The organism is Cupriavidus basilensis, from assembly GCF_029335485.1.
Lineage (GTDB): Bacteria > Pseudomonadota > Gammaproteobacteria > Burkholderiales > Burkholderiaceae > Cupriavidus > Cupriavidus basilensis_E.
On sequence record NZ_JARJLM010000043.1, the window covers coordinates 1 to 13,524 of the forward strand.

General features: G+C 65.6%; 10 protein-coding genes and 1 rRNA gene. 9 read left to right on the forward strand and 2 right to left on the reverse strand.

Annotation, left to right across the window (positions count from 1 at the left end; all coding sequences use genetic code 11):
- Positions 1-55 precede the first annotated feature (55 nt).
- Positions 56-168: ribosomal RNA gene (gene rrf / locus P3W85_RS02765) — 5S ribosomal RNA — on the forward strand.
- A gap of 273 nt (positions 169-441) precedes the next feature.
- Positions 442-1,377 carry a DUF3047 domain-containing protein gene (locus P3W85_RS02770; RefSeq protein WP_430869481.1) on the forward strand — a complete coding sequence of 312 codons (936 nt, stop codon included), beginning with the start codon at positions 442-444 and terminating at the stop codon, positions 1,375-1,377.
- A gap of 46 nt (positions 1,378-1,423) precedes the next feature.
- On the opposite strand, the gene P3W85_RS02775 is transcribed toward P3W85_RS02770, so the two are convergent.
- Positions 1,424-2,617, reverse strand: a complete 1,194-nt coding sequence (locus P3W85_RS02775) for a M20 aminoacylase family protein (protein ID WP_035805587.1) — start codon at positions 2,615-2,617, stop codon at positions 1,424-1,426.
- A 304-nt stretch (positions 2,618-2,921) separates the two neighbouring features.
- On the opposite strand from P3W85_RS02775, the gene P3W85_RS02780 reads away from it, so the two are divergent.
- From P3W85_RS02780 to P3W85_RS02800, 5 genes are all read left to right on the forward strand, one after another.
- Positions 2,922-4,508 carry an ABC transporter substrate-binding protein gene (locus P3W85_RS02780; RefSeq protein ID WP_017224189.1) on the forward strand — a complete coding sequence of 529 codons (1,587 nt, stop codon included), beginning with the start codon at positions 2,922-2,924 and terminating at the stop codon, positions 4,506-4,508.
- 217 nt (positions 4,509-4,725) lie between these two features.
- A complete protein-coding gene (locus P3W85_RS02785; protein WP_017224188.1) occupies positions 4,726-5,703 on the forward strand; it encodes an ABC transporter permease in 978 nt (325 codons plus the stop codon).
- Between the two features lie 4 nt (positions 5,704-5,707).
- Positions 5,708-6,628 carry an ABC transporter permease gene (locus P3W85_RS02790; protein WP_017224187.1) on the forward strand — a complete coding sequence of 307 codons (921 nt, stop codon included), beginning with the start codon at positions 5,708-5,710 and terminating at the stop codon, positions 6,626-6,628.
- A 21-nt stretch (positions 6,629-6,649) separates the two neighbouring features.
- Complete coding sequence (locus tag P3W85_RS02795) at positions 6,650-7,648, forward strand: ABC transporter ATP-binding protein (protein ID WP_017224186.1); 999 nt, start codon at positions 6,650-6,652, stop codon at positions 7,646-7,648.
- Positions 7,645-8,709, forward strand: a complete 1,065-nt coding sequence (locus tag P3W85_RS02800; protein ID WP_276263644.1) for an ABC transporter ATP-binding protein — start codon at positions 7,645-7,647, stop codon at positions 8,707-8,709. The genes P3W85_RS02795 and P3W85_RS02800 overlap by 4 nt, the downstream gene beginning before the upstream one ends.
- A 175-nt stretch (positions 8,710-8,884) precedes the next feature.
- Here the strand turns inward: P3W85_RS02800 and P3W85_RS02805 are convergent, their stop codons facing one another.
- A complete protein-coding gene (locus tag P3W85_RS02805) occupies positions 8,885-10,054 on the reverse strand; it encodes an ABC transporter substrate-binding protein (RefSeq protein WP_017224184.1) in 1,170 nt (389 codons plus the stop codon).
- Between the two features lie 298 nt (positions 10,055-10,352).
- On the opposite strand from P3W85_RS02805, the gene P3W85_RS02810 reads away from it, so the two are divergent.
- A complete protein-coding gene (locus tag P3W85_RS02810) occupies positions 10,353-12,494 on the forward strand; it encodes a molybdopterin-containing oxidoreductase family protein (protein ID WP_276263645.1) in 2,142 nt (713 codons plus the stop codon).
- On the forward strand, positions 12,491-13,524 hold a 1,034-nt coding region (locus P3W85_RS02815), incomplete at its 3' end, for an aminopeptidase (protein WP_276263646.1). The genes P3W85_RS02810 and P3W85_RS02815, both read left to right, overlap by 4 nt.

Here is a 13,524-nt window from a genome sequence, read left to right on the forward strand (position 1 = left end):
ACTACTACATCCCTATTCGCTGCGTTGACCGAGTCAACGCGGCACACCGTTTATGCCTGGTGACCATAGCGAGTTGGAACCACCCCTTCCCATCCCGAACAGGACCGTGAAACGACTCCACGCCGATGATAGTGCGGATACCCGTGTGAAAGTAGGTAATCGCCAGGCTCTCCCTTGAAACCCCCCAGTACGATAGTACTGGGGGGTTTTGCTATTTGCGGCGGCAAAAATGCACGGTGTGAGCGATGCCTCCGATGTCTCGGGTAGTGTCTTAATGTTTTGAGGGTACTGGAGCCTTCCTTCATCCATATCGTTCTGTTACCTTAGCCCCAAGCGCGGGTACGGGTTCCGCGTGACGCAGTTCGAAAGATCTTAAAAAACCCAAGGCCGGCATGCGCCCCAAGGTGTGGCCAGGCAATGGAATCCAGGTTCGGGGGATCGATGGCGGCCAGATTTTGCCTGCCGGCACTGACCGGTGTGGCCGGTGCGCTGATTTTGGCGGGTTGCGGCACCTTGGAAATGGCTCCCACGGAGCCCGTGCAGTCGGGGCCTGGCGCCATAGCGGCGCTATCGGCGATCGATTGCCGCACATTCGCCGAGCATATCGAGCAGATCAAGCTGACCGAACCGGCCTTGCCGGACGCATCCGCGCATCACAAGGCACTGAAATCCGTCGCGGAGAGCGTGCACGATGCCGAGCACGCCAGCGAAGCTGATGAGCCCCCCACGCTGCTGCGTCTGCCACTGTTTTCCGCCACACAGGGCGGCCGCGGCGAACCGCTCGGGTGGCAGCCCTGGACCGTCAACCGGAACAAGATTCCCACGCGTTATTCCCTCGCGGAAGTCGACAAACGCATCGTATTGCATGCAGAAGCCGACAGTTCGGCCTCCGGCCTGTATGTGCCGCTGGTAGGGCGCGCGCCGGGCATGCTGAACTGGACCTGGAAGACGCGGGACGTCATCCGCAGCGCAGACAACGCCCAGGCACCGCGCGAGGATTCGCCGTTGCGCATCTTCGTCGCCTTTGACGGCGACAAGGGCAGCCTCTCGCTAAAGGATCAGCTGATGTACGAGATGGCGCGGCTGACGACGGGACGTGAGATGCCCTATGCCACGCTGATGTACATCTGGGGAGGGCGCAAGCCCGAAGGCTCGGTGCTGTCGAATCCGCACACGGGGCGCGTGCGCATGATCGTGGTCGATTCCGGTACCCGCCATACCAATGAGTGGCGTTGCCACCGGCGCGACCTGCGCGCCGATTACCGCAAGGCCTTCGGAACCGATCCGGGGCAGGTGGTGGCGGTCGGCATCATGACCGATACCGACAATACCAAGAGCCGTGCCGAGAGTTGGTACGGGGACATCGCGCTGGACTGACACCGGCACGCCGGCCCGAACGCCGGCGTGTTGCCGACCGGCGCGCTCAGGCAGGCGCCAGCCATTTCTCCACCAGCTTGACGAAGAAGGTCGAGCCCACCGGCAGGATTTCGTCGTTGAAGTCGTAGCTGGGGTTATGCAGCATGCAGGGGCCGAGGCCGTGACCGGCTTCGCGATGCACGCCTTCGCCGTTGCCGATGAACAGGTAGCAACCCGGCTTCTCCAGCAGCATGAAGGAGAAGTCTTCGGCGCCCATGGTCGGCTCGATCTCGCCATCGACGTTGTCCGTGCCCACCAGCCCGCGCGCCACCTCGACGGCAAACGCGGTCTCGGCAGCGCTGTTGACGGTGGGCGGATAGTTACGGTGAAACTCGAACTCCACGGTGCAATCGAAAGCGCTCGCCACGGCCCGCGAGACTTCCTCCATACGGCGTTCGATCAGGTCCAGCACGGGCAGCGTGAAGGTACGCACGGTGCCGCCGATCCAGGCCTGATCGGGCACGATATTGGTGGCATCGCCGGCGTGGAACTGCGTGACGGAGATCACCGCGGCGTCGATCGGACGCTTGTTGCGCGTGATGATGCCTTGCAGCGCGGAGACGATCTGCGTGCCGGTGAAGACCGGATCGTTGCCGTTGTGCGGCAGTGCAGCATGCGAGCCCTTGCCGCGCACGACGATGCGGAATTCGTTGCTCGATGCCATCAGCGGCCCGGCGGTGGTGCCGAAGCTGCCGGCCGGCATGCCGGGCCAGTTGTGCATGCCGAAGACGGCATCGCAGGGAAAGCGCTCGAAGAGACCGTCCTTGATCATCTCGCGGGCACCGCCCCCGCCTTCTTCGGCGGGCTGGAAAATCAGGTTGACGGTGCCGTCGAAACTCCGGTGCTCGGCAAGATAGCGAGCCGCGCCCAGCAGCATTGCAGTGTGGCCGTCGTGGCCGCAAGCATGCATGCGCCCGTCATGCTGCGAACGGTGGCCGAAGGTATTGGCCTCCTGCAGCGGCAATGCATCCATATCCGCACGCAGGCCGATGCTGCGGCTGCTGTTGCCATTGCGGATCACGCCGACCAGGCCGGTGGTGCCAAGGCCGCGATGCACCTCGATACCCCAGGCGGAGAGGTTCTGCGCAACCACGTCGGAAGTGCGTTCTTCCTGGAAGCACAACTCCGGATGCGCGTGGATATCGCGTCGGATGGTGCGGATTTCGGGTTGCGCCTGAAGGATTTCGGGGATGAGTGTCATGATGCCAGTTTGGGCGATGGATACCCCGATCATACGACGCCTTCGATCGAAGCGCCAAAGCAGGCGGTCTCCACGGCACCCCCGTGATGTTCGCGCGGCTCGGCGTGCGGCGGCGAACAGCGCGGGGGTTTCCCCGCATTGCCCCGCGGGGTCCACTGCTGGAACAGTTCATGCTTGATGTGCCTGCCCGGCAACGTCGCCGCGGATCGCGCCGGCAACCGCACCAAAATGCGGCGCCTTGCACGATGTGCCTTCGCTGCCCTTAGTCGTCGATTGCTACATTTCTTCCCGGGAGAATTGCGCGATGTTCCTTCGCACATGCAAGAAGGCATTCGGTGCCATGGCGGTAACCGCGGCCATGAGCTTCGGTTTTGCCAGCCACGCCCACGCGGTCGATTTCAAGCTGGCCATGAGTTCGCCCCCGACCTCGATGGATCCGCATTTCTACAACCTGTTCTCGAACATCAATGTTTCCGAGCACATGTTCGAATGCCTGGTGAAGCTGGACGCGGACAGCAAGATCATCCCCGGCCTGGCCGAGTCCTGGAAGCTGGTCAACAACCTGACCTGGGAGTTCAAGATCCGCAAGGGCGTGAAGTTCCACGATGGGTCGGAGCTGACGACCGACGATGTGGTCTGGTCGCTCGACCGGCCGGCCACGATCCTGAACAGCCCGGGCAAGTTCGATGTCTACACCAAGGCGATCATCAACAAGAAGGTGATCGACAAGTACACCATCCAGCTCACCACCAACCAGCCTTATCCGCTGATGCTGAACGACCTCACGTCGATCTTCATCGTGCAGAAAAAGGCCACGCAGGGCCTGACCTCCGAAGACTTCGCGCAGGGCAAGGGCATGATCGGCACCGGCCCCTTCAAGTTCGTCAGCTACGCGCGCGACGACCGGGTCGAGCTGGTCAAGAACCCCGACTATTGGGGGCCCAAGCCCGCCTGGGACAAGGTGACGCTGCGCTTCATCGCCAACCCGGCCACGCGCCTCGCGGCACTGCTGTCCGGCGACGTACAGGCCATCGAGAACGTGCCCACGCCCGACCTGCCCCAGGTTCGCAAGGATCCCAAGCTGTCGTTCTTCTCGAAGATCTCGCATCGCGTGATCTACCTGTACACCGACGACAAGCGCGACAAGTCGCCCTTCATCACCACCAGGGACGGCCAGCCGATGGACAAGAACCCGCTGAAGGATGCGCGCGTGCGCAATGCCATCAGCATGGCCATCAACCGGCAGGGCATCAAGGACCGCCTGATGGAAGGGCTGGCCGAGCCGACCAACAATCTGGTGCCGCCCACGCTGTTCGGCTACAACCCCAACCTGAAGACGGTCAAGTACGATCCGGAAGGCGCCAAGAAGCTGCTGGCCGAGGCGGGCTATCCGAACGGCTTCGGCGTCACGCTGCATACGCCCAACAACCGCTACGTCAACGACGAGAAGATCGCCCAGACCATTGCGCAGAACCTGACGCGCATCGGTATCGCGACCAAGGTGGAGGGCATGCCGATGGCAACCTACTCGTCCAAGGGCATCAAGCACGAGTTCTCGTTCGGTTTGCTGGGCTGGGGCGCGCAGACGGGTGAAGTCAGCTCGCCGCTGCGCGCGCTGCTGGCCTGCGAGGATTCCAAGAAGGGGTTCGGCACCACCAACTGGGGCGAGTACTGCAATCCCAAGATGGACGTGGTGCTGGAGAAGGCCCTGGCCACGGTGGACGATGCGGAGCGCTCCAAGCTGCTGCAGGAGGCCACCGCGATCGCCATCCACGATGGCGGTATCATCCCGATCCATCAACAGGTGACCACCTGGGCCACCCAGAAGGGCATCACCTATGTACCGCGTACCGACGAACGGACTTACGCGCACAGTTTCAAGCCGCAGTGAAGCGACTGCCGAAAGGCGCGACCATAAAATCGCGCCCTTGGCGCACGGGATCTGCAGGCATAGTCTTGAGCGGGAGGCGGCCGCGGTCTGGACCGCCGCTTCCCGACGATTCACCCCCGGACGGTAGCCGGGCCTAGCCACGAGCCGACTGCCGGTGCAGCGCTGGCGGCGCCCAACAGGCGCCGTGGCCGCCATCGGCGAAGGAAAGCTTCCGAACATGCTGGTTTTCATCATCCGGCGCCTGATGCAGAGCGTGGTCGTGCTCTTCGTCATGTCGCTACTGGTTTTCCTCGGCGTCTTTGCCATCGGCAACCCGGTCGATATCCTGATCAATCCTCAGGCCGACCAGGAAGACATCAAACGCACCATTGCCGCGCTCGGGCTCGACAAGCCCTTGTGGGAGCAGTACTGGATCTTCCTGCGCAACGCGCTCCATGGCGATCTCGGTACTTCGTTCGCGCACGGCACGCCGGCGCTCAAGCTGATCTTCGAGCGCATGCCGGCCACCATGGAGCTGGCCGTGTGCGCTATCCTGCTGGCCGTGCTGCTCGGCATTCCGCTCGGATTGTGGGCTGGCCTGCGCCCGGGCGGCGTGGCCGGCAAGACCATCATGGGCGTGTCCATCCTTGGTTTCTCCCTGCCCACCTTCTGGGTCGGGCTGATGCTGATCATGGTGTTCGCGGTGCAGCTGGGCTGGCTGCCTTCCAACGGGCGCGGCGAAACCACGTCGCTGCTCGGCATCCCGGTCAGCTTCCTGACGGTGGACGGCCTGCGCCACCTGCTGCTGCCGGCGGTGACGTTGTCGCTGCTCAATATCGCCATGGTGATCCGGCTCACGCGGGCCGGCACGCAGGAGGCCATGCTGCAGGACTACGTCAAGTTCGCGCGCGCCAAGGGCCTGTCCAATACCCGCATCGTGGGCGTGCACGTGCTCAAGAACATCATGATCCCGATCGTCACGGTGATCGCCTTGCAGTTCGGCTCGATCATTGCCTTTGCTATCGTGACCGAATCGATCTTCGCGTGGCCCGGCATGGGCAAGCTGATCATCGATTCCATCCAGTTGCTCGACCGGCCGGTGATCGTGGCCTACCTGATGGTGATCGTGACGCTGTTCATCCTGATCAACCTGGCGGTGGACATCATCTATAGCGTGCTCGATCCGCGCGTGCGCATTGCCGACAACAAGGGCTGAGCTCATGACAACCGCAACCGAAACCACGGCGGCACCGCCGCCGCCAGCCGAGCAGACCCCGCTGCGGCGCTTCGCCAGCCAGTTCTTCTCGAGCAAGATCGCGGTGATCGGCCTGGCCTTGCTGGTCATCATCGTGCTGATCGCACTGTTTGCGCCGTGGCTGTCGCCACAGAACCCGTATGACCTTGCCACGCTCGATGTGCTCGACGCGCGCATGGCGCCCGGCGAGCAGGCCGGCAGCGGCATGACCTTCCTGCTCGGCTCGGACGAGCAGGGCCGCGACATCCTCTCGGCCGTGATGTACGGCCTGCGCATCAGCATCGGCGTGGGCGTGGTCAGCACCGTGATCGCGCTGCTGCTGGGCGCTACCCTGGGCCTGCTTGCCGGCTTCCTGGGCGGCCGCGTGGAAGCCATCATCATGCGCGTGGCCGACCTGCAGCTGTCGTTCCCGCCCATCCTGCTGGCGCTGATCCTGCTGGCCTTCCTGCGGCCCGGCATCGGCAATATCGTGATTGCGCTGGTGGCGGTGCAGTGGGCCTACTATGCCCGCACCACCCGCAGCGCGGCGCTGGTCGAGCGACGCAAGGAATATATCGAAGCCGCCATCTGCCTGGGCCTGCCGCCGGGGCGGATCATGTTCCGCCACCTGCTGCCCAACTGCCTGCCGCCGCTGATCGTGATCGCGGCGCTGCAGGTGGCATCGGCGATCACGCTCGAGGCCACGCTGTCCTTCCTCGGCCTGGGCGTGCCCATCACCGAGCCCTCGCTGGGTTCGCTGATCGCCAACGGCCAGCAGTACATGCTGTCCGGCAAGTACTGGATCAGCTTCTTCCCGGGGATAGCGCTGGTGGTCACCATCGTGGCCATGAACCTGGTCGCCGACCAGCTGCGCGATGTCCTCAATCCGCGCCTGCAAACGCAGTAACGCAGCACGACAGGAGCGAATATGAGCAAACCGACCCTGGTGGTGGAAGGCCTCAAGACCCAGTTCTTTACGCGCGGCGGTGTCGCGCGCGCTGTCGACGATGTCTCGTTCTCGGTCGGCCGCGGCGAGATCATGGGGCTGGTCGGCGAGTCCGGCTCGGGCAAGTCGATGACCGGCTATTCGATCATGGGCCTGATCGACCCGCCGGGCAAAGTGATGGAGGGCCGCATCGAGCTGACCAGCCGCGACGGCGTGACGCGCGACCTGCGCAGCCTGACGCCCGGGCAGATGCGCGACGTGCGCGGCAACCGCATCGCGATGATCTTCCAGGACCCGATGATGACGCTGAACCCGGTCCTGCGCATCGATACGCAGATGATCGAGGCGGTGCTGGCGCACGAGAAAGTGGATAAGGCGGTGGCGCGCGAGCGCTCCCGCAATGCGCTGGCCCGGGTCGGCATTCCTTCCCCGGACGAGCGGCTGCAGGCCTATCCGCACCAGTTCTCGGGCGGCATGCGCCAGCGCGTGGCGATCGCCATCGCGCTGTTGAACAAGCCGGACCTGATCATCGCCGACGAACCCACCACCGCGCTGGACGTGACCATCCAGGGCCAGATTCTCTACGAAATGCAGAAGCTGTGCCGAGAGTCCGGCACCGCGCTGATCTGGATCACCCACGACCTTTCCGTGGTGGCTGGCCTGGCCGACACCGTTTGCGTGATGTACGCCGGCAAGATCGTCGAGGCCGGCGACGTGCGCCAGGTGCTGGAGCGGCCAGAGCATCCCTACACCCACGGCCTGATCAGTTCCGCGCCATCGCGTAATCCGCGCGGCGCGCCGCTGCGCCAGATTCCCGGCATGACGCCGTCGCTGCTGAACCTGCCGGCCGGCTGCGCCTTCCGCGAGCGCTGCGCTTATGCCACCGATGTGTGCCGGACAGCGCCGCCGCTGGAAACCGCCGCGGACGGACGCCGCCTGCGCTGCTTTCATCCGGTACTCGAACACGTGGAGGCAGCATGAGCGCCGCCATCATTGATCCCGCACACGCTTCCATGGCCAGCGAGCCCGTTGCCGAGTCCACGCCCAATGCCCCGATCCTGGAGTTGCGCGGGGTATCCAAGCGCTTCGTCAAGTCGCTAGACGCCGCCGCCAGGATCGCCAACCTCTTTGGCGCCAAGGCGCAGGAAGAGGTGGTCCATGCCGTCGACCGCGTCGACCTGGCCATTGGCGCGGGCGAGGTGGTCGGGCTGGTCGGCGAGTCCGGTTGCGGCAAGTCCACGCTGGGCCGCATGGCGGTGGGCCTGCATTCGCTGACCGAAGGTTCGCGCTTGTGGCGGGGCGTCGATCTCGACCGCCTGCCGCCGGAAAAGAAGCGCGAGAAGCAGCTGGCGATCCAGATGATCTTCCAGGATCCTTATGCCTCGCTGAATCCGCGCCTGCGCGTGATGGACATCGTCGGCGAGGCGCCTGTTGTGCACGGCATGGTGCCGCGCGCGGCGCAGAAGAGCTATGTGGAAGACATGCTGGTGCGCGTGGGCATGGACCCCACCGTGCTGCGCCGTTTCCCGCACCAGTTCTCGGGCGGGCAGCGCGCCCGCATCGGCATTGCGCGGGCGCTGGCGGTCAAGCCGGAATTCCTGGTATGCGACGAGTCGGTGGCCGCGCTCGACGTATCGATCCAGGCCCAGGTGCTGAATCTCTTCATGCGCCTGCGCCAGGAGCTCAATCTCACCTATCTGTTCATCAGCCACGATCTTGGCGTGGTCAAGCACATCAGCGACCGTGTGGTGATCATGTACCTGGGGCGGGTGGTGGAATCGGCGCCGGCCGAAGACGTGTTCGCCAGCCCGAATCATCCCTACACCCAGGCGCTACTGGCGGAGGCTCCCAAGCTGGAGGTCGGCAAGAAGACCTTCGTGGCGATCAAGGGCGAGATTCCCTCGCCGCTGCATCCGCCGCCCGGCTGCCATTTCCACCCGCGCTGCCCGCACGCGATGCCGCGGTGCCGGGAGGAGCAGCCGCTGCTCAAGGAGATTGCGCCGATGCGGTTTTCGGCTTGCCATTTGAACGACATGGCGTAGAGATCGGGGCTTGGGTTTAACTGCTTGATTTCGAAGTCAACTTCGAAGGCTTGAAGTCAAGGGCAGTTTCACCTCCCCTGCGGGGAGGCGCCCCATACGGCATAGGCAAACCTTGACGGCTCGCTTCGCATCGCGGCTCGCTATGGCCCGCCGGCGGGCCGCGCGTTTGCTCGCTCTAGCGAATCACCTGCCCCCTCGAGTTGATGATGGTCATCTCGACGAACTTCGAGCCGACGTGGCTTTCGGGGCTGAAGTTGACGATGTAGCCGCCCAGGTCCAGGCTCTTCATGCCCTCCAGCGCGGTCACCAGTTTTTCCCGGGTGAGATCCTTGCCGGCGCGGCGCAGGCCTTCGGCGAAGGCCTTGGCGGCAATAAAGCCTTCGATACTGGCGTAGTCGAACTCATTGGGCTTGCCCGCTGCCTGCAGCAGGCGCAGGTATTCGCGCACCACCGGCAGCGTGGCGTTGCCCGGGTGGGGCATGACCTGGGAGATGATCACGCCGCCGCCCTTGGCGCCCACTTCCCTGGCCAGCGCCTGGGTGCCGACGAAGGAGACGTTGTAGAACTGGCCATTGAAGCCGCGCCGCAGGGCTTCCTTGACGAAGGCGCCGGCGGTCCGGTACGCGTTGATCATCACCACCGCGTCGGGCTTGGCCTTCATCGAGCCCTGCATGGCGTCACCGATTTCCACGGTATTGCGTACCACGCCCTCGCGCGAGACGATCTGCACGCCGCTGTCGGGCGCGGCCTTGAGAGCCCGTTCGAGCGCTTCCAGTCCGGACTTGCCGTAGGCGTCGTCGTTGTAGACCACCGCCACCCGCTTGAGGCCGGTGACGCGGATCTGGCGCAGGATGGCCGCGGCTTCCTCGTTGAAGCCGGCGCGCACGTGGAAGGCGTAGCGGTTGAACGGTTCGCGTAGCGACTGGGCGCCGCTGTAAGGGGCGAAGAACGGCACCCTGGCCTGGGTCGCCAGCGGCAGCGAAGCCTCGGCGGTTTCGGTGCCCACGTAGCCGAACAGGGCAAAAGCGTGGTCGTCGTCGATCAGCGCGCGGGTGTTCTTGGCGGCGGTTTCCGGTTCGTTGTAATCGTCGAGCACCTTGAGCTCGACCTTGCGCCCGTAGATGCCGCCGTGCTGGTTGACGTAGTCGAAGTAGAGCCGCGCGCCGGAATTCATCTGCTTGCCGAGCATGGCGGTGGGCCCGGTGAGCGCGGCCGACTGGCCCAGCAGGATGGTGTCGGCGCTGACACCGCTTTCCGCGCCGGCATTGGCAATGAATGAGCCGATGGCGCACGCCACCAGCAGGCCGGCAATGCGCCAGCCCCTGACCCCAGAATGCACTTGCATGGTTTCCCCGTGAAAACGGTGTATTTTTTACCCGTGAATGCCTTGCCGGTCTGTGCCGGCGATGTCCTGGCCCCATTCCCTGGCGCAGCGTCGGGCTATCATAATCGAATACAATCGGAGCCTAACAATTTCCCCCGTCGGCGCCCGTCGGGGCGACGCCGGCGTACAACACGCAAAGCCCGCGGGACAGTCCACCGGGCTTTGCGCGCGGCACCTCCGGAGCCCGCTGTTTGTGTGTCCGTGCCGCCACCCCGATGCCGGTCGCGCCGCCAGTCCCCCACGCTAGCCAGGAGATTCCATGGCCTCCCGCATCGTCCGTGCCGCCTGCCCGCACGATTGTCCCGATAGCTGTGCGTTGCTCGTCACCGTCGAGGACGGCCGCGCCATCAAGGTGGCGGGTGATCCCGACCATCCCGGCACGCAGGGCGTGCTGTGCACCAAGGTGTCGCGCTACACGGACCGCACCTATCATCGGGACCGCCTGCTGACGCCGATGAAGCGCGTCGGCGCCAAGGGCGAGGGCAAGTTCGCCCCGATTTCCTGGGACGAAGCGCTGGAGACCGTAGCCAGCCGCCTGTCCGCCATCGCCGCCCGCGATCCGCAGGCGATCCTGCCCTACAGCTATGCCGGCACCATGGGGCTGGTGCAGGGCGAGAGCATGGCGGCGCGATTCTTCCACAAGCTGGGTGCCTCGCTGCTGGACCGCACCATCTGCGCCAGCGCCGGCGCGACCGCGCTGCGCTATACCTATGGCGCCAGCATCGGCATGGACATCGAGCATGTGCCCGATGCCAGGCTGATCATCATCTGGGGGGGCAACCCGATTGCCTCCAACCTGCATTTCTGGACGCGCGTGCAGGAAGCCAAGCGGCGCGGCGCCACCCTGGTGGCGATCGATCCCTACCGCTCGCTGACCGCCGAGAAGTGCCATCGCCATATCGCGCCCATGCCGGGCACCGACGGCGCACTGGCGCTGGCCATCATGCATGTGCTGATGCGCGACGACCTGCTCGATCACGACTACATCGCCAGCCACACGGTGGGTTTCGAGGCACTGCGCGAGCGCGCAAAGGCCTATAGCCCGGCACGCGCGGCCGAGCTGTGCGGCATCGACGCCGGCGACATCGAATGGCTGGCCGGCCTGTACGGGCAACTGGCGGTGCGCGAGCGCCAGCCGGTGGCGATCCGGCTGAACTATGGCATGCAGCGCTCGCACGGCGGCGGCCAGGCGGTGCGCGCGGTGGCCTGCCTGCCATCCCTGGTTGGCGCCTGGCGCCATCCGGCAGGCGGCCTGCAATTGTCCACTTCCGGCTTCTTCCCGGTCGACAACCAGGCACTGCAGCGGCCCGACCTGCTGCCGGGCCTGCCGGCGCTGCCGCGCACGGTGAATATGAGCACCATCGGCGATGCGCTGCTGGATGCCGGGGATGGACAGCATGGGCTGGTCGGCCCCAGGATCGAAGCGCTGGTCGTCTACAACAGCAATCCGGTGGCGGTGGCGCCGCAATCGACCAAGGTGGCGGAAGGCTTCGCGCGTGGGGACCTGTTCACCGTGGTGCTGGAGCAGTTCCGCACCGACACCGCGGACTACGCCGACATCCTGCTGCCGGCCACCACCCAGCTCGAGCACGTGGATGTGCACAAGGCCTACGGCCACACGTACTTCCTGGCCAACAACCAGGCGATCGCGCCGCTGGGCGAGGCCATGCCCAATACGGAGATTTTCCGTCGGCTGGCGCAGCGCATGGGCTTCGACGAGCCGTGCTTTGCCGATAGCGACGAGGACATTGCCGCCCAGGCCATCGTGGCCACCGATCCGCGTGCCGCCGGCATCAGCTGGGAATCCCTGAAGGCGCAGGGCTGGCAGAAGCTCAAGCTGCCGGCCGCGCCGCTGGCCGAGGGCGGCTTTGCCACGGCGTCGGGCAAGTGCGAGTTTTATTCGGAGGCCATGCGCCGCGACGGGCTCGATCCCTTGCCCGACTACGTGCCGCCCTACGAGGCGCCCGCCACCGCGCCGGAGCTGGCCGCGCGCTATCCGCTGGCGATGATCTCGCCGCCGGCACGCAACTTCCTCAACAGCTCCTTCGTCAACGTCGACAGCCTGCGCGCCACCGAGGGCGAGCCGCACCTGGACATCCATCCCGAGGATGCCGCCCCGCGCAGCGTCGCCAATGGCGGCATGGTGCGCGTCTTCAACGACCGCGGCAGCATGCTGGCGCGGGCGCGCGTGACCGACCGGGCCAGGCGCGGGCTGGTGGTGGGCTTGTCGATCTGGTGGAAGAAGCTGGCGCCGGACGGCAAGAACGCCAACGAGCTGACCAGCCAGCGCCTGACCGACCTGGGCCGTGCCCCGGTCTTCTACGATTGCCTGGTGCAGGTGGAAGCTGTACCGGCCGCGGCGGCCGTGCCGGAGCCGGCGGCGCCCGCCCTGTCGTCATGACCCGGCGGCCGGCGCGCGCGCTGCAGGCCCTGGCCGTGCTGGGGCTTGCAGCGTTGCTGGCCGGCTGCGACACGATCGGCTACTACGCCCAATCCATTGGCGGCCACCTCGGGGTGATGGCCGATTCCCGGCCGCTGCCGGACGCCATTGCCGCGGCGCGCGACGCCAACGACACGCGGCTGGCGCAGCGCCTTGCCCTGGCCGGCACCATCCGCGACTTCGCCTCCCGCGAGCTGAAACTGCCCGACAACGGCAGCTACCGGCGCTACGCCAACCTGCACCGGCCGTATGTGGTGTGGAGCGTGTTCGCCACCCCGGAGCTGTCGATGGAGCTGCACAAGTGGTGCTTCCTGGTGGTCGGCTGCATCAGCTACCGTGGCTACTACGCCAAGGCAGACGCCGACGGCTACGCGGCGGGGCTGCGCAAGGAGGGGCTCGAGCCCTACGTGGCAGGCATCCCTGCGTACTCCACGCTGGGCTACTTCGACGATCCGCTGCTCAATACCTTCGTCTACCAGCCCGAGGGCGAGCTGGCCAGGCTGATCTTCCACGAACTGGCGCACCAGGTGGTCTATGTGCGCAATGACACCACGTTCAACGAATCCTTTGCCACCGCGGTGGAGACGGCAGGCGTGGAGCGCTGGCTGGCGCTGGCGGCGTCGCCCGACGCCCGTGCCAGCTACCGCCAGTACGACGCCCGCCGCCAGCAGTTCCGCGCCATGCTGCTGGATGCGCGCAACCGGCTCGATGCGCTCTATCGCTCGCCGTTGTCCGACGACGCCAAGCGCAAGGGCAAGGCGGAGATATTCGCCGGCCTGCGCGCGCACTATGCGCAACTCAAGGCGCAGTGGGGCGGCTATACCGGCTACGACCGCTGGTTCGAGCGGCCGCTGACCAATGCGCAGCTGGCCGCCGTGGCAACCTACCAGCAGTGGGTGCCGGCGTTCACGGCGCTGCTGGCGCACAGCGGCGGGGACTGGACTGCCTTCTACGCCGAGGTCAGGCGCATCGGCGAACTGCCGCGCGGCGA